The 16,224-nt window shown below is 75.0% G+C and carries 15 protein-coding genes; 8 read left to right on the top strand and 7 right to left on the bottom strand.

Annotated elements, in window-relative coordinates:
- Positions 1 to 31: 31 nt before the first annotated feature.
- Positions 32 to 1,267 carry a multidrug effflux MFS transporter gene (locus tag KCH_RS29430; RefSeq protein ID WP_035867967.1) on the top strand — a complete coding sequence of 412 codons (1,236 nt, stop codon included), beginning with the start codon at positions 32 to 34 and terminating at the stop codon, positions 1,265 to 1,267.
- 577 nt (positions 1,268 to 1,844) lie between these two features.
- On the opposite strand, the gene KCH_RS29435 is transcribed toward KCH_RS29430, so the two are convergent.
- Together KCH_RS29435 and KCH_RS29440 are read right to left on the bottom strand one after the other, a co-directional pair.
- Positions 1,845 to 2,468 carry a hypothetical protein gene (locus KCH_RS29435; RefSeq protein WP_035867969.1) on the bottom strand — a complete coding sequence of 208 codons (624 nt, stop codon included), beginning with the start codon at positions 2,466 to 2,468 and terminating at the stop codon, positions 1,845 to 1,847.
- Positions 2,465 to 2,914 carry a nucleoside deaminase gene (locus KCH_RS29440; RefSeq protein WP_157032245.1) on the bottom strand — a complete coding sequence of 150 codons (450 nt, stop codon included), beginning with the start codon at positions 2,912 to 2,914 and terminating at the stop codon, positions 2,465 to 2,467. Before KCH_RS29440 ends, KCH_RS29435 begins: the two co-directional genes overlap by 4 nt.
- Positions 2,915 to 3,159: 245 nt before the next feature.
- Here KCH_RS29440 and KCH_RS29445 point away from each other — a divergent pair, with 245 nt between their 5' ends.
- On the top strand, positions 3,160 to 4,662 hold the full coding sequence (locus KCH_RS29445; RefSeq protein WP_035867973.1) for an IPT/TIG domain-containing protein: 1,503 nt from the start codon (positions 3,160 to 3,162) through the stop codon (positions 4,660 to 4,662).
- Positions 4,663 to 4,673: 11 nt separating this feature from the next.
- Here KCH_RS29445 and KCH_RS29450 read toward each other — a convergent pair whose 3' ends face one another.
- Complete coding sequence (locus KCH_RS29450) at positions 4,674 to 5,756, bottom strand: DUF5937 family protein (RefSeq protein WP_035867975.1); 1,083 nt, start codon at positions 5,754 to 5,756, stop codon at positions 4,674 to 4,676.
- A gap of 520 nt (positions 5,757 to 6,276) precedes the next feature.
- Positions 6,277 to 7,500: a cytochrome P450 family protein gene (locus KCH_RS29460; RefSeq protein WP_035874355.1), complete on the bottom strand. Its 1,224-nt coding sequence runs from the start codon at positions 7,498 to 7,500 to the stop codon at positions 6,277 to 6,279.
- A gap of 299 nt (positions 7,501 to 7,799) precedes the next feature.
- Between KCH_RS29460 and KCH_RS29465 the strand changes: the two genes are divergently transcribed.
- The 3 genes from KCH_RS29465 to KCH_RS29475 all read left to right on the top strand — a co-directional run bounded on the left by KCH_RS29465 (position 7,800) and on the right by KCH_RS29475 (position 11,353).
- On the top strand, positions 7,800 to 9,002 hold the full coding sequence (locus KCH_RS29465) for an MFS transporter (RefSeq protein ID WP_035867980.1): 1,203 nt from the start codon (positions 7,800 to 7,802) through the stop codon (positions 9,000 to 9,002).
- 140 nt (positions 9,003 to 9,142) lie between these two features.
- On the top strand, positions 9,143 to 10,048 hold the full coding sequence (locus KCH_RS29470; protein WP_051653579.1) for an EI24 domain-containing protein: 906 nt from the start codon (positions 9,143 to 9,145) through the stop codon (positions 10,046 to 10,048).
- A 72-nt stretch (positions 10,049 to 10,120) separates the two neighbouring features.
- Complete coding sequence (locus KCH_RS29475; RefSeq protein ID WP_035867981.1) at positions 10,121 to 11,353, top strand: cytochrome P450; 1,233 nt, start codon at positions 10,121 to 10,123, stop codon at positions 11,351 to 11,353.
- A 75-nt stretch (positions 11,354 to 11,428) separates the two neighbouring features.
- Here KCH_RS29475 and KCH_RS29480 read toward each other — a convergent pair whose 3' ends face one another.
- The gene (locus tag KCH_RS29480) at positions 11,429 to 11,686 is read right to left on the bottom strand and encodes a hypothetical protein (protein ID WP_035867987.1); all 258 of its coding nucleotides are present in this window, start codon (positions 11,684 to 11,686) and stop codon (positions 11,429 to 11,431) included.
- Between the two features lie 145 nt (positions 11,687 to 11,831).
- Here KCH_RS29480 and KCH_RS29485 point away from each other — a divergent pair, with 145 nt between their 5' ends.
- Positions 11,832 to 12,158: an antibiotic biosynthesis monooxygenase family protein gene (locus tag KCH_RS29485; RefSeq protein WP_051653580.1), complete on the top strand. Its 327-nt coding sequence runs from the start codon at positions 11,832 to 11,834 to the stop codon at positions 12,156 to 12,158.
- Positions 12,159 to 12,169: 11 nt separating this feature from the next.
- Here KCH_RS29485 and KCH_RS29490 read toward each other — a convergent pair whose 3' ends face one another.
- The gene (locus KCH_RS29490) at positions 12,170 to 12,667 is read right to left on the bottom strand and encodes an Lrp/AsnC family transcriptional regulator (RefSeq protein ID WP_051653581.1); all 498 of its coding nucleotides are present in this window, start codon (positions 12,665 to 12,667) and stop codon (positions 12,170 to 12,172) included.
- 118 nt (positions 12,668 to 12,785) lie between these two features.
- Here KCH_RS29490 and KCH_RS29495 point away from each other — a divergent pair, with 118 nt between their 5' ends.
- On the top strand, positions 12,786 to 13,415 hold the full coding sequence (locus KCH_RS29495; RefSeq protein WP_035867988.1) for a LysE family translocator: 630 nt from the start codon (positions 12,786 to 12,788) through the stop codon (positions 13,413 to 13,415).
- 7 nt (positions 13,416 to 13,422) lie between these two features.
- Here KCH_RS29495 and KCH_RS29500 read toward each other — a convergent pair whose 3' ends face one another.
- Entirely contained in the window at positions 13,423 to 14,679 is a 1,257-nt protein-coding gene (locus KCH_RS29500; RefSeq protein ID WP_051653582.1) for an RsbRD N-terminal domain-containing protein, read from the bottom strand.
- Positions 14,680 to 14,843: 164 nt separating this feature from the next.
- On the opposite strand from KCH_RS29500, the gene KCH_RS29505 reads away from it, so the two are divergent.
- A complete protein-coding gene (locus KCH_RS29505) occupies positions 14,844 to 16,172 on the top strand; it encodes a lipase family protein (protein WP_035867990.1) in 1,329 nt (442 codons plus the stop codon).
- Positions 16,173 to 16,224 lie beyond the last annotated feature (52 nt).

Consider the following 16,224-nt stretch of genomic DNA (forward strand, 5'->3'; position numbering starts at 1 on the left):
CGCCGAATCCTCCGACCGTCCAGGAGTACGGATGTCGACCCTGTCCCGGGCGCGGGTGCCGAACGCGCAGGCCGCGCCTGCCGTGACGCTCACCGCGACGCTCGCCCTGCTGTCGTTCCTGATGCCGCTCGCCACGGACATGTACCTCCCGGCGTTCCCCCGGATGATCGAGGAGCTGGGCACCACCGCCTCCGGGGTGCAGTCCACGCTCACCGCGTTCCTGATCGGCTCGGGGGCGGGGCAGTTGGTGCTCGGGCCGCTGTCCGACCGGTTCGGGCGGCGCGGACCGATCCTGGTCGGGGCCGCGGTGTGCACGGTGGCGACGGCGCTGTGCGCGGTCGCGCCGAGCCTTCCCGTGCTGGTCGTGGTGCGCTTCGTGGCCGGGTTCTCCGGCGCGGCCGGTCTGGTCGTGGGGCGCGCCGTGGTCGCCGACCTGGCGTCAGGAGTCGTCGCGGCCAGGCTGTTCGGCGTGCTGATGGCGCTCGGCGGCATCGCGCCCGTCCTCGCGCCGCTGGCCGGCGGCGTCGTGGTGGGCGGGGCGGGCGGCTGGCGGGGAGTGTTCTGGGTGCTGGCGGCCGTCTCGGCGGTGATGTTCCTGGCCGCGCTGACCTTCCTTCCGGAGAGCCTCCCGGCGGAGCGGCGGCGGGCCGGCGACCCGGCGGCGACCGCCCGGGCGGCCCGGTCCGTGCTCACCGACCGGGTCTACCTCGGGTACACCTTCGCGTTCACGTTCGGCTGCGGCGCGGTGTACTGCTACATCGCCGGATCGCCGTTCCTGCTGCAGAACGTGCTCGGGTTCGGGGTCGGCGGGGCGTCGCTGGCGTTCTCGGCCGGTGCCCTGGCCGCCGCGGTGTCGAGCGCGGTCGGGGCCCGGCTGGTCGGCCGGCACACCCCCGAGCGCCTGCTGCGGATCGGCCTGACCGTGCTGCTGGTGGCGACCTTCGCCGCGCTGGCGCTCGCGCTGGCCGGGCGGCTGGACCGGGTGCCGGCGCTGTCGCTGATCTTTTTGGGGTTCCTCGGTCTCGGCCAGGTCTTCGGCACGGCGACCGCACTCGCCGTCGGGCGGGTGCCGCACGCCGCGGGCACCGGCTCCGCCGTCCTCGGCGCGCTGCAGAGCGCCTTCGGCGCGGCGGTCGCGCCACTGGTCGGCCTGGGCGGGGAGCACACCGCGGTGCCGATGTTCGTCGGCATGGCGGGCTGCGCGCTGGCAGCGGTGCTGTCGCTGCTGCTGACCCGCGAGAGCGCCCCGGCGGCGAACCCGAACTGACGCGACATCAGGAGTCGGTCGATCGGTTCCGGCGGGCGATGGGCGGCGCATGGCGGGCTGCTTGCTGCCGGCCCGTGAGGGTGCCCCGGTGACGAGCGGGACCTGACGCGGCATCCAGGTTCGGGCGGTCGGCGGTCAGTGGTCGGCGGGCTGTCTGCTGTTGGCCGATGAAGGTGGCCCGGCGGCGACTGGAATCTGACGGGGCATCAAGAGTGGGGCGGTCGGCGGGCGGGGCGCGCGGGGCTGTCTGCCGCCGCCGGCCGTGTGGGTTCCCCAGCAGCGAGTGGGACCTGGCGTGGCATCAAGTTCCGGGCGGTCGGTGGTCGGTGGGCGATGGGCGGGGCGCGCCGGGCTGTCTGTCGCCGGCCCGTGAGGGTGCCCCGGCGGTGAGTGGAACCTGATGTGGCATCAACGTCCGGGCAGACGGCTGTCAATGGTCGGTGGGCGACGGGCGCGGCCTGGCGGGCTGCTTGCTGCTGGCCCGTGAGGGTGCCACCCGGCGTCAACGTCCGGGCGGGCGGGGGTGTGCGGCGGGGAGGGTGCGGTCGCGCTCGTCGGCCCGTGGTCGGGGGCGAGGTCAGCGGTGGTGGTCGGCGAGGGCCGTGATGCGGGCGGCGAGGGCGGCGAGGGTGGGGTCCTGGCGGGTGGCGGCGGCGGTGAGGCGGCGCAGGTCGGCGTACGGGTCGCCGGTGGTGCGGTGGGGGAGGCCGAGGCGGGCGAAGGCGCGGGCGATCAGGCCGTGGGCGGTGGCGGGGCGGCGGCGGGCGAGGGCCTTGACAGCGGCGACGGCGTTGGCGAGGGCGCTGGCGGGCCGGGACCATTCGGTGTCGTCGGCGCGGGCGTCCGGGTTCTCGGCGTCGTAGCCGGGGTCGTCGGCGACGGACGCGGCGCGCACGTCCAGGTCGAGCCGCCAGAACAGCGGGACGCCGGAGAAGCGGACGAACAGCAGGCGGCGGCGGTCGGAGTGCAGGAAGTCCGGGTCGCTGCGCACCTGTTCGACGGGGCGGACGGCGGCGAGCGCGGCCGTCCCGGCGGCGAGGCAGGAGGGGAAGGCGGCGTCGGGCACCACCCAGCGGAGGTCGATGTCGCTGAACCGGTCGGCGGTTCCGGCGGCGAGGGAGCCGAGCAGGTCGGTGCTGGAGCCGTCGCAGCAGCGTTCGAGGGCGGTGCGGACGGCGGCGGCCAGGGCGTCGCGGGTCATTCGCCGATGTCCTCGTGCCACAGGTCGGGGCGGGCAGCGATGAAGTCGGTCATCAGCCGGACGCACTGCGGATCGTTCAGCAGGGTGATGCCGGTGCCGTGCTCGGCGAGCCAGTTGTGGCCGCCGGTGAAGGTGACGGACTCGCCGATCACCACGTGGCCGATGCCGAACTGCCGGACCAGGCCGGAGCAGTACCAGCAGGGGGAGAGCGTGGTGACCATCACCGTGTCCCGGTAGCCGCGCAGCCGGCCGGCGGCGCGGAACGCGGCGGTCTCGGCGTGCATGGACGGATCGCCGTCCTGGACGCGGCGGTTGTGGCCGCGCCCGAGCAGTTCGCCGTTCAGGCCGAACAGCGCCGCCCCGATCGGGATGCCGCCCTCGGCGAGGCCGAGCCGGGCCTCCGCGACCGCGACCGTCAGCCACTCGCGGGCCTGATCCTCCGTCACCCGACCGTCCACCGGCCACCTCCTCCTGTCCGGTGCCGTCTACCCGCTCGTCCCGGTGCTCACCGCCGGCGGGGCGTTGTTCGCCCGATGGGGTGTTCGCCGCGGGCGGGGCGCGGTGGACCGAAGGGCTGAACCCGGCCACCCGCCGGGCGGGCGTGCGGTCGGCCGCCGGGGTCCGAACCTACGTTGGGGGCGACCCCGCCCGGGCCGTGTCCGGCGGCCGGGCGCCCACCCGAGGAGTGAGCATGACGGCAGAACCGATCGCGTCGCCGGCCGCGCTGGCGATGACCCTGGCCGCGATCGCGGCGACGGGGGCGACCCCGCGGCCCTCGGGGGAGTCCCTGGCGGAGCAGCGGCTGCGGATCTCCGTCGGCATCACCCGCCAGCTGTCGGACCGTTCGCTGGCCACGCAGGGCACCTGGGAGCTGGCCTGGCTCGGGCTGAGCCCGTACAACGCGAACCTGGCGTACGTGGCGCGGAACCTGCACGACCCGAACGTGCTGGCGGTGGTCGTCCGCGGGACGGACGCCGAGGTGACCGACCTGCTGGAGGACCTGGACGTCGGCACGGTGGTCCCGTTCACCACCGGCGGATCCGCCCGGCCGCTGTCCGTGTCGAAGGGCGTGATGGCCGCGTTCACCGAGGTGCTCGGCATGCTCGACGCGCCCCCGCCGACCGGCGGCGGCCTGGAGCAGGCGCTGACCGGCCTGATCGCCGACGCGCCCGGCCAGGCGGCGGTGTACGTGATCGGCCACAGCCTGGGCGGCTGCATCGCGACCGTGCTGGCCCTGCACCTGCACGCCCGGGCCTGGGGCGGACCGAGGCCGGAGGTCGGGGTGATCACCTTCGCCGCGCCCACCGCCGGACTGAAGGACTTCGCCGAGCACTTCGAGTCGGTGAAGTGGACGGTCGACCTGCGCTACGCCAACGACTACGACCTGGTGCCGCGGGCCTGGGACGACCTCGCCGCCGCCCGCAAGTGGTACCCGGCCGACCACGGGCCGGTCGCGCCCGCCGACGTCAAGGACGTGCTGATCCCCGAGTTCGAGGCGCTCACCGGGCCCAACACCTACGTCCAGCCGGGCAAGGCGCAGGGCCTGAACGGCGAGTACGGGCACTACGACCACGACCTGGTGAAGAGCTCGACCGAGGACTTCTTCGGCCAGGTCGCCCACCAGCACGCCAACTCCACCTACCTGAAGCTGCTGAAGGCGCACCAGTTGCCCGCCGGCCCGGTGGTGACCTCCGTCGAACCGGCCACCGGCGAGGCGGGCAGCACCGTCGTCGTCACCGGCCGCGGCTTCGGCCCGGACAGCGCGGTCGACTTCGGCACCCTCGCCTGCCCGGCCCACCTGGTCGAGAGCGACACCCGGATCACGGCGACCGTGCCCTTCGGCACCGGTGTCGTCGACGTCCGGGTCACCACCACCCTGGGCACCTCGCCCGCCGTCCCGACCGGGCAGTTCGCCTACGGCGGCCCGCAGCCCGTCCTGCTCACCGGCATCAGCCCCGACAGCGGGAAGGCCGGGACCACCGTCACCCTCACCGGCACCGGCTTCGCCGAGCACCCCGTCGTCTACTTCGGCAAGCGCCGCTCGGACTCCGTCACCTACGAGTCGCCGACCCGGATCACCGCGCAGGCGCCGGCCTCCGGCTCTCCGCGCAGCAGGACGGTGGACGTCCGGGTGCTGGTGAACGGCTACCTCTCCCCGGCCGGACCCGCCGACGAGTACACCTACCCCGACTGACCCGCGCCGGGTCAGCGCAGCACCGCCGCCAGCAGGTCGGCGCCGAGGGCGGCGGTGGCCGGCAGGTCGAGCGCGTGGTGCACGTAGCGGCCCCGGCGGCGGGCCGTGAGCAGGCCGGCCCGGCGCAGCGCCGCCAGGTGCCGGGAGACCTCGGGCGCGGTGAGGTTCCAGGCGTGCGCGAGCTCCCCGGTGGTGTGCGGGCCGCGCGCCAGGGTGCGGACCAGCCGCAGCCGGACCGGGTGCGCGAGCGCCTCCAGCCGCTGCTGCACCAGGTCCAGCGGGACGGCGTCGGCGGGTCCGCCGGCCACCGGGTACTGGACCACGGGCTGCCAGCCCGCGGCGTGCACGGCGACCAGGTGCGGGTGGCCGAAGACGCTCGGCAGGAAGGTGACACCCGCCGGGCCGGCCGCCGTCGCGGAGTCCTGGAGCTTGTCGAGGACGAGCGAACCGCCGTCCGCCGTGAGCGAGACCGCCGCCGACACCTCGGCCAGCGCCGCCGCAAGCCCCTGGCGGACCGTCAGGTCGGCCTTGGCGCGGACGTCCTGGCCGAGCCGGGCGGCCAGCGCCGGCCACTCGGCGTCGAAGAAGGCCTCCGCGCACTGCTCCAGGGTCTCCCGGATCCGCGCCCGCACGGACCCCGGGTCGGTCAACAGGCGGTCGGCGAACGCCTCCTGGCGCGGGCCGCGGGCCTGCGCCCGGTCGAGCGCGTCGGCCCGGGCGGCCGGGTCGAGCAGCGGCGAGCCGCCGGCCGGCCCGAGGCGGGGAGAACCGCAGGTACTGATCAGCGCCGTCCGGACGTACCGGTCGTCGTCGATCCGGTCGACGTCGTCCAGCTCGGCGGCCAGGGTGGCGCGCGGCCGGGCCGGCACCAGGAAGTCGGCGCGGGAGGACCGCCACAGGAACTCGGCCTCGTGCAGCCGGTCCGCGAGCTCCGGCCGCAGGTCCGCCCGGACGGCGGCCGCCCACCCGGCGTGCTGCGGGTGGTGGTCGGGCGCGGCCAGCACGTGCAGCACGGCGGCCAGTTCGGCGAGTGGTGAGACGGCGAACCGGATCCGCTCCGGCGGCGTCCCGGTCAGGTCGATGCGCAGGGTCACCCGCCCATCCTCCCCGCCCGCCCGTCCGGCCCGCCACGCGCCCACCGGCTCCGCGCCAACCCGGCCGCCGGCTACTGGAGTTGCCGCCACCTGCGGGCTCGCCCTCGGCGCGTGCACGGACGAGCGGCACTGCACCGCCCCGGCCATGGATCTCGGCTACGCCGTCCTTCACGGGCCGGACTCCGGGTGGTGCACATCGGCTGCGCCGCGGTCCTCCCGCTCCCGATCGAGTGGCTGGGCGGCGAGATCGGCCTGTGCACCGTGCCCGTCGCGATGCTGCGGCAACTGGCGGTCGGCGCGGCGGCCCGGCCCCGTCCGGCGCTCGGGCCGCCCCGCCTGCAACGGGAACCCGCCGGCCGAGCTGGGCTCCGCGACGCCGGCGGTCACGGCCCGGGGTGCCGCCCTCGCCCTGCTGGTCGGGCCCGGCCGGTGGGCTCGGTCGCGGGCCGCCGCTTAGCACGCCGGTGAACCGCGGACCGGACCGGCCGCCCGTGGACGGCTCGGTCCGGCCCGCGGCGCCCTACGGGTGGCCGGTCGGTCGGGCCAGGACCACCGGCAGGGTGCGGTGCCCGTTGGAGATCAGCGACTCGACCGGCTCCAGCTCGGCGCCCGGGGCCAGCGCGAGCGCCGGGAAGCGTTCGAACAGCGCGCGCAGCGTCGTCCGGGCCTCCAGTCGGGCCAGCGGTGCGCCGAGACAGAAGTGCGGGCCGTGGCCGAACGCCAGGTGGTCCTTGACCGGCCGGGTGACGTCGAACGCCGCGCCGCTGTCGCCGTGCCGCACCGGGTGGCGGCCGGCCGCCGCGTACGACGCGAGGATCGCCTCGCCCTGATGGACCGTCACCCCGCCCGGCAGCTCGATGTCCGCCAGGGCGTACCGCATCGGCAGGTGCGCCAGCGGCGACTCCCGGCGCAGCGACTCCTCCACCACGTCGTCCCAGCCGGCCTTGCCCTCGCGGACCAGGGCCAGCTGGTCGGGGTGGGTGAGCAGCAGCGCGATGGCGTTGTCGATCAGGTTGACGGTGGTCTCGTAGCCGGCGGCGACCACCAGCATGACGGTGTCGAGCAGTTCCTCCTCGGTGAGCGCCCCGCCGTCGCCCTCGGTGTCGCGGGCGGCGATCAGCAGGGAGGTCATGTCGTCGCCGGGCCGCTCGCGCTTGCCCGCGACCAGCGCCGAAATCACCTCGTACAGCGCCACGTTGTTGGCCTGCGACTCCTCCGGGCCGAGGGTGGTGTCGAACACCCCCTCGACGTAGTGGCTGAAGCTCTCGCGCAGTTCGTCGGGCAGGCCGAGCAGGTGGGCGATGACCAGGATCGGCAGCGCGCGGGCCAGCTCCTGCCGCAGGTCCACCGGCGTCCCGTCGGCGCCGGCGGCGGCGACCGCGTCGAGCAGCCCCGCCGTCATGCCCTCGATGCGGTCGGCCAGGCCCGCGACCTGACGGGGCGTGAAGGCCGCGCTCACCAGGCGGCGCAGCCGGCGGTGGTGCTCGACGTCGGTGGTGGACATGTTGCGGGCCGTCACCCACAGGGCCAGCGGCCAGCCGGCCGCCACCCGCTCGTAGTCCGGCCAGTGCTGCGGGCCGTTCTTGGCGATGCGCGGGTCCTTGAGCAGTTCCTCCAGCAGGTCCGGGTCGGACACCGCCCACACCTGCACGCCGAGGATGTCGGCGGGCGTGGCGGGCCCGCGCGCGATCAGTTCGGCGGTTTCGGCATCGCGGGCCCGGCCGGTGGGGTCCAGGACCAGCATCGAGTGATCGACCGGGCACTTCAGCGGGCGGTTCAGCGAGGTCGTCGGATTCTCCAACTGACGCTCCACGAAAGCTCCTTCAGACGGGTCGAGACGCGGGTCGGGCGCGTTTCGTCGAGAATCACCCGCGGTCCGGAGGCCTGTCGAGTGCGCATCACCCGGGCCCCCGCGCGCCGGACGCGCCCCTGCTCAGCGCCCCTTTTCCTGCCAACTCCGGCGTTGCCCGACCGGCCCTTCCCGATTGACGAGGACCGTCAACCCGCGTGACCCGGACGGCCCCGGCGAAGACCGTTTGCGGCATGACGACGACCACCACCACACCCCGGCCGACACCCCGCCAACTCGTCCGGGCCGGCGGCGGAGCGCGCTACGCGGCGGCGCTCGCCGTGGACGCGGTCGGCACCGGCCTGCTGCGGCCCTTCCTGCTGCTGTACGGCATCACGGTGCTCGGCCTCGGCGCGGCCGCCACCGGCCTGGCCATGACGGCGGGGATCGTCGCCGGCCTGGCCGCGATGCCGCCGCTCGGCCGCTGGCTCGACCGGGGCGCGCGCAGCACCGCCGTCGCCGCGTCCATGCTGGTGCGGGTCGCCGGGGTCGCGGTCCTGCTCGCCACCCCGCACGGGAACGCGGTGCTGTTCGCGGCCGCCGCGCTGATCCTCGGCATCGGCAACCAGGCCTGGCCCGCCGCCCACGCCGCCCTGGTCGCCACCGTCTCCGACGGCCCCGTCCGCGACGCCGCGCTCGCCGCCGCCCGCGCCGTCCGCAACGCCGGCCTCGGCGTCGGCGCACTGCTCGCGACGGTCTGCCTGAGCGGGGGAGCACCCGCCCTGCGCGCCCTGGCGGCCGTCTCGGGTGCGGGCTTCCTGGCGGCGGCCCTGCTGGCCCACTCGGTGCGGGTGACGGCCGTGCCCGCGACGTCCTCGACCGCCACCCCCGTCGCGACGCCGACCGGGCGGGGGCTGGGCGCCGTGCTGCTGGCCAACGTGGTGTACGTGTTCTGCCTGAACGTCCCCGAAGTGGCGCTGCCGCTCATTCTGGTGACGGTCCTTCATGCTTCGCCGGCCTGGTCGGCGGCGGTCTTCGTCACCAACACCGTGCTGGTGGTGGCCCTCCAACTGCCCGTCACCACCTGGGCGGCGGCCCGCTGGTCGCGCGGCACCGTGCTGGCCCTGTCCGGTGCCGTCCTCGCCGCGAGCTACCTCGGCTTCCTGCTGGCCGCCCCGTTCGGACCGCTCGCCGTCGCCCTGGTGTCCGTGCCCTGCACCCTCGGCGAGATCCTCTACGCGGGCAGCTCCACCGCCCTGGTCACCGCCCTCGCCCCGCCACCCGTCCTCGGCCGCGCCCTGGCCCGCTTCCAACTCTCCACCGGGCTCGGCCTCGCCCTCTCCCCGGCCGCCATCACCGCCCTCACCGCCCTCAGCCCCCTCGCCCTCTGGACCACCCTCGCCACCACCACCCTCGCCGCCTCCGCCACCGTCCACCACACCACCCGCCCGACCTGAGCCCCCGACAAGTTGACGATTCCCACTGCTCGCCGTCCCGGCCCGGCCGGAGGCCGCTTTCACGAGCCGGCGGAGTCGATTCATCGCTTCGGGGGCCGGCTGCCGGTCCCGTGGGTTGACGATTCCTTTAAGGTGCGGGGATGCGAGATTTCGGGGCGGGACTGCGGTTCCTGTTCAACGGGCAACGGTGGGTGGCGCGGCACGGGCGCTGGTGGGGCTTCGGACTGATTCCGGCGCTGATCACCCTGGTCGGGTACGTGGCCGCGATGGCGGTGCTGATCGTCTATGCGGGTGATCTGGCGTCCTGGGCGACGCCGTTCGCGGACGACTGGGCGGAGCCGTGGCGTGACATCGTCCGGGTGACGGTCGGCGCGGCGGCTGTCGGCATGGGCGGGCTGCTGGCCATGCTGACGTTCACGGCGGTCACGCTGCTGATCGGCGAGCCGTTCTACGAGTCGCTCTCGGCGAAGGTCGAGGAGACCGAGGGCGGCGGCCCGCAGGGTCCCGACCTGCCGTTGTGGCGCGAGCTCTGGATCGCGGCGAAGGACAGCCTCGCGGTGCTGCTGCGCGCCGCCGGTTTCGGCATCGTGCTGTTCCTGTGCGGGTTCATCCCGGTGGTGGGGCAGACCGTGGTGCCGGTGGTCGGCGTGTGCGTCTCGGGCTTCTTCCTGACCGTCGAACTGACGGGTACGCCGCTGCAGAAGCGCGGTCTGGCGCAGAAGGAACGGCTGCGCCTGCTGCGTTCGCGCACGGGCCTGGCGGTCGGTTTCGGCGCCGGTCTGGTGCTGCTGTTCCTGATCCCGGTGCTGACGGTGCTCGCGATGCCCGGCGCGGTGGCCGGCGCGACCCTGCTGGCCCGGGAGATCGCCCCGCACGAGGAGCCCGCCGAGGAGCCGTCCGACGACGACCGGTCCCCCGTGGACGGGCAGGACGGCCAGGACGGCCAGAACGGTCCGGGAAGCCCGTACCCGTACCCGTACCAGCAGCCGTCCGCCAACCCCTACCAGCAGCCGCACCCCGGCGAGGCCGGGCAGGGGTGGCAGTAGGCCGGATTCGAACCCCTTACCGAACGCGACGGGGATTTGACGTAGCGTCACCGACTGCGCGATAACGTCCCCATGTCCGTATCCGTGGATGCCGCTCCGCGCGGCATTGACCTCGGCGACCCGGCGTTCTGGCGGCTCCCCGAGAAGTTGCGTGTCGACGCGTTCGCCCGCCTGCGGGAGCGCCCGGGGCCGGTCGCGTTCACCGACCGGGCGACGGGGCGGCGCTGCTGGGCGCTGGTCAGGCACGCCGACGTGATGACGGCCAGCCGGTCCCCCGAGGTGTACATCTCGGGGCCCGGCGTGACCTCGCCGGAGCCGGCCCGCTGGGTGCGGACCGTGTTCGGCGACTCGATGGTCAACCTGGACGACCCGCAGCACGCCGACCTGCGCCGGGTGGTCGGCCGGGCGTTCACGCCCCGCCTGCTGGCCCAGGTCGAGCAGGACATCGCCCGCACCGCGTCGCGCCTGGTGGACCGGCTGGAGCAGGAGCGTCCGACCGACTTCGTGGCCGCCGTCGCGGGGGAGCTCCCGTACCAGGTGATCTGCTCGATGATGGGCATCCCGGAGGCGCAGCGCCGCGCCATCCTGGCCCGGATCAACCGGGCCTCCGCCTCGGCGGGCATGTCCCGGCGCGGCCTGCGGGTGCCCGGCCGGGGTCTGCACGCGCTGGCCGCGATGCACCTGACGGTGGCCGCGCTCGGCCGCGAGCGCCGCCGCCGCCCGACCGGCGACCTGATCTCCGCACTGGTCACCGCCGACGTGGACGGTCGCCGGCTGGGCTCGCGCGAGCTCGGCGCGTTCTTCTCGCTGCTGCTGGTCGCCGGCGTGGAGACCACCCGCAACGCGCTCGCGCACGGCCTGCACCTGCTGACCGCCCACCCCGACCAGCGCGAGCTGCTGCTCGGCGACCTGGACGCGCACCTGCCCGGCGCGGTGGAGGAGATCGTCCGGTACTCCACCCCGATCGTGCAGTTCCGCCGCACCGTGGCGGTGGACCACAAGCTGTCCGGGATCCGGCTGGCCGCCGGCGACAAGGTGGTGCTGTTCTACGGCTCCGCCAACCGCGACGAGGCGGTGTTCGACCGGGCGGACGCCTTCGACATCACCCGCTCGCCCAATCCGCACCTCGGCTTCGGCGGCGGCGGCCCGCACTTCTGCCTCGGCGCCCACCTGGCCCGCCAGGAGATGCGCACCCTGCTGCGCGAGCTGCTGACCCGCCTGCCCGGGATCCGCTCGACCGGGGAGCCCGAGCTCGTCCCGTCCTCCTTCGACCACCGGGTCCGCACCCTGCGCTTCACGTTCTGAGCCGGGCCGCGGGCACGGCGGAGGGGCGGCCACCGCGATCGGTGGCCGCCCCTCGCGGCGTGCTGACGCCGCAGGTCAGGACGGGTGGGCGCCCACCGCGTCGCGGACCTCCGCACCGAGCACGCTGTTCGCCCGGGCACAGTTCGCGCAGCAGAAGAACCGGCCCGCGACCTCCACGCCGTGGCCGACGATCCGCACCGTGCACTGCTCGCAGCGCGGTGCCAGCTTCTCCATCGCGCACTCGAAACTGTCGAAGACGTAGGTGTCGCCGGTGATCGTCTTGATCTCGAAGGACAGCCAGTAGTCGTTCTGGCACACCACGCAGACCGCCATGTCGGGCTCCTCTCGCCGTACGGGTCCACCGCCGAGTCTTGGCCCGCGCCGCACGGGCGGCAATCGGCGGCGGTCCGAACGGCTCCCGTCCGGGCATACCGTCCGATAATGGTCAGCAGGGCCCGGGTCAGCCGAGGAGGCCGAGATGATCATTCGAATCTGGGAGGCGCACGTCTCCCCGCTCCGGGTCGAGGAGTTCTGCGCCCGGCTCGCCTCGACCGTCATGCCCGGCTTCGACGAGTGGGACGGCTTCCTCGGCGGCGAGCTGCTCCGCGCCGTCTCCGACGACGACCACCGGGTCCAGATGATCACCCGCTGGCGCGACGAGGACGCCCTGCGCGCCTACGCCGGCCCGATGTGGCGGATCCGCCCGGTCTGGTCCGAAGGCGAACTCCACGACCTCGAACACCCGCCCACCGTCGGCCACTTCGAGTCGCTGCGGCGGATCGGAGCGGTCTCCGCCGACGGCTGACCGGCAGCGGCTCAGGCCCGCTCGGCCGGCCTGCCCCGTTCGAGCGGCAGGCCGCGGTCGACCGGGATGCCGCGATCGGCCTTCACCTGCTTCATCGTCAGATGCGAATGCACCTGCGCGATGCCCGGCAGGCCGGACAGCACATCGGTGACGAACCGCTCGTACGCCGACAGGTCCGCGACCGCGATCCGCAGCAGGTAGTCCGGGTCGCCGAACAGCCGGTGCGCCTCGACCACCTCGGGCAGCTCCGCGACCCGGCGCTCGAACTCGGCGACCGTCGAGCGGTCCTCGTGCCGCATCACCACCGTCACGAACGGCTGGAAGCCGCGGTCGACCGCCACCGGATCGAGCTGCGCGCGGTAGCCGCGGATCACGCCCTGCTGCTCCAGGTGCCGGACCCGGCGCAGGCACGGGGACGGCGTCAGCCCCACCCGGTCGGCGAGTTCGGCGTTGGTCAGCCGGCCGTCCTGCTGGAGCTCGTGGAGGATTCTGCGATCGAGGCGGTCCATGGCGCAACATTCTGCCTCACGGGTGGCCTGACCAGCGAAAACGGGACATCGGCTGCCAGCGCCCGAACGATAGCGTCCGGACGTCGCCCCCACCCCCCGACGCGAAACCGAAGGTGCCATGGACCCGCACGCCCTGCTGCTCTTCCTCGGCGTGGACCTGCTGCTGGTCTGCACCCCCGGGCCGGACTGGCTCTACATCGCCGCCCGCGGCCTCGGCCAGGGCCGCACCGCCGCGCTCACCGCCGTCGCCGGCGTGTGCGCCGGCTACGCCGTGCACACCGTGCTCTCCGCCGCCGGCCTCGCCGCCGCGCTCCGGGCGCTGCCCGGCCTGCTCCCCGTGTTGCGGCTGGCCGGCGCGGCCTACCTGGCCTTCCTCGCCGTCGGCATGCTGCTGAGCCTGCGCCGGGGCGGCGCCACCGGGGCGCTCGCCGCCGCCCGGCCCCAGCCCGCCGCCGTGGTGCTGCGCCAGTCGCTGCTCACCGCTCTGCTCAACCCGAAGGGCCTGCTGCTCTACCTGTCGCTCGTCCCGCAGTTCGTCGCCCCCGAGGCCGCGCTCCCGGTCGGGGCCCAGGTCGCCGCCCTCGGTGCCGTCAACGTGCTGTCCTGCGCCGCCGTCTACACCGCCGTGGCCCTGACCAGCGCCCGGTTCGCCACCCGCTTCGGCGGCACCCCCACCGCGGCCCGCCGGCTCTCGGCCGTCTCCGCGGTACTGCTCCTCGCGGTGGCCGGGGTGACCGCCGCCGCCTGACGCTCCGTCAGCCCGGGTTGCCCGGCGGCGCGTCGTGGGCGGCGAGGGCGGCGCGGAGGGTGAGGAGATCGGGGCCGCGGGTGGGGTGCAGGCCGGTGAGGGCGGCGGTGCGGCGGAGGCGGTAGTCGACGGTGTTGGGGTGCACCAGCAGGTGGGTCGCGGTGCGCCGCCGGTCGAGGTCGTGGGTGAGGAACGCCCGCAGGGTGTCGAGGAGTTCGGGCCGGTCGGCGAGCGGGGCGAGGAGCGCGGCGAGGGCGTCGCGGGCCGGTCCCGGCCGGCTGAGCTGGTACTCGAGGAGCACGTCGGAGAGCAGGTGCAGGCCGGGGCCGCGGCCGGCCGCGGTGGCGACCTGCCGGATCTCGGCGGCCAGCCGGACGGCGGCGGCGACCTCGGCCGGCGGGGCCGCCACCGCGGCGGCGACCAGGGGTGCGCCGCAGGCGCGGGTGAGCCGGTCGACGAGCGCGGTCAGGCCGTCCCGGTCGAGGGCCTCGGCGGGGGCGGCGGTGTCGTCGGGCAGCAGGGCGGCCCCGCCGTCGGTGGTGAGGGCGGTGAGCGGCGCGCAGTGGCGCTCCAGCTCGGCGCGCAGGCGGCGGAGCTTGCGGCGGGCGGCGACGGTGTGGTTGACGCCGGGGCGGGTCTCGTCGGGGTGCGGGCCGATGGCGAGCGAGAGCACCAGGTAGCGGGCGGGGAGCCGGACACCGGCCCGGTCGGCGGCGGTGCGCGGGTCGCCGCCTTCGAGCAGGCGGGAGAGCAGGGCCTGCCGGGAGACGTGTTCGTCGCCGAGCGCGGCCTGCCGTTCCTGGACATAGCCGGCCGCGACCGCGCAGCTGACCACCCGCAGCCAGCCGAGCAGCCGGTCCTGCGCGGTGGCGAGGTCGGCGAGGTCGGCGGGTCCGGCCTCGGCGAGCAGGCGGGCGGCGCACAGTTGGGCGCCGAGGTGGTAGGCGCCGACCACCGATTCCAGCGGGACGCCTTCGTCCGCCCGCCGGGCGGAGGACTCGCGGATGCGGGCGAGTTCGTCCTCGCCGGGCAGCTGCCCGGTGCGCAGGACCTCGACGAAGGCCCGAATGCCGCGCTCGATCTGACGGATCGTCTCGCCGCGGAGCTGCTCGGGCGGGAGGGCGTGGTAGGCGGGGAGGCGCTCCAGCAGGCGGGTCATCACGTCGGCGGCGAGCGCGGGGGCGAGGGCGAGCAGGCGCAGGTGGGCGGGGGTGCCCCCGAACCGCGGTTCGGGGGTGGCGAGTCCGGCGTTGGGTGCGGTCACAATCCACCTCGCGAATCTCTGTGCCGCGGCCCGGCGACGTGGCGGGTCGACGCGTCCATGATGGTTTCCCGGAGGTTACCTACCCGTAGGTAACTCGCGCGATCCCCCCACCGAACCCCCCTCAGGTCGCGCACCCCCACCCCCAGTTCAGAAACGGGAGAGCCATGTACCGAGCCGTCGCCCGGACGATCGCCACCGCCCTCGCCGCCGCCGCCCTCGCCACCGCGGCCCCTGCCGTCGGCGCCTCCGCCGCCACCGCCCAGGCCGACGCGTTCTACACCTACGACGGCAGTGCCCCGCTGTCCTCGTTCGCGCCCGGCACCGTGCTGAAGACCCGCACCCTCTCGTACCACCTGCTGGGCGTGCCCACCCCGGTGCAGGCCGTGCAGCTGCTGTTCCGCACCACCGACGCGCAGGGCCGCCCGTCCGCCGGGGTGACCACGGTGGTGCGGGGGCTGGGCAGCGACGGGTCGCGGGCGGTGTCGTACCAGTCGTTCTACGACTCGCTGAACCCCGCCGACAGCCCGTCCCGGGCGATCGCCGGCGGCCTCACCCTGGGCGGGGCGATCGCCAACGCGGAGGCGCTGTTCGTGGTGCCGTTCGTGCTCCAGGGCTACGACGTGGTGATCCCCGACACCGAGGGCCAGCGCGCCGACTTCGCCGCCGGACCGGAGTACGGCACCACCACGCTGGACTCGATCCGCGCGGTGTCCGCGTCCCCGGCGACCGGCCTGAACGCGGACACCCGGTTCGGCCTGCTCGGCTACTCCGGCGGCGCGATCGCCACCAACTGGGCCGCCGCGCTGGCCCCCGGCTACGCGCCGGACGTCAACCGGCGGCTGGTCGGCTTCGCCGAGGGCGGCCTGCTGGTCGACCCGGCGCACAACCTCAAGTACGTGGACGGCGGGGTGGTCTGGCCCGGCGTCATCCCGATGGCGGTGATCGGCGTCGCCCGCGCCTACGACCTCGACCTGACGCCCTACCTGAGCGACTACGGCAAGCAGGTGTACGCGAAGATGCAGGACGCCTCGATCGTCAACGCGCTCGGCCAGTACCCCGGGCTGACCTGGAAGAAGCTCGCGAAGCCGGAGTACTCCGACCCGAACTCGATCCCCGCGTTCCTGGCCGCCGTCAACAAGGTCAACCTCGGCTCGGCCGCGACGCCCACCGTCCCCGGCTACCTCGCGCAGGGCAACGCGGGCGTCCTGGAGGGCACCTTCAGCAACCTGCCCGGCATCGGCACCGGCGACGGCGTGATGGTGGCCGGCGACGTCCGCGCGCTGGCCCGGCAGTACTGCGCCACCGGCAACAGCCGGATCGCGTACCAGCAGTACGACCTGCTCAGCCACCTCGGCACCGCCGTCCCGTGGGCGCCCACCGCGGTCGCCTACCTGAACGACCGGTTCGCCGGGAAGAGCGCCCCCAGCGACTGCGGCCGGATCCCGGCCGGCAACTCGCTGGCCCCCGAACAGCCCGTTCCCGCCGGGAGGTGACACCGCGAAGGGGCCCGCCCTCCCGGGCGGGCCCCTTCGCTGCGGTGACGGG

Source organism: Kitasatospora cheerisanensis KCTC 2395 (genome assembly GCF_000696185.1).
GTDB classification, from domain to species: Bacteria; Actinomycetota; Actinomycetes; order Streptomycetales; family Streptomycetaceae; genus Kitasatospora; species Kitasatospora cheerisanensis.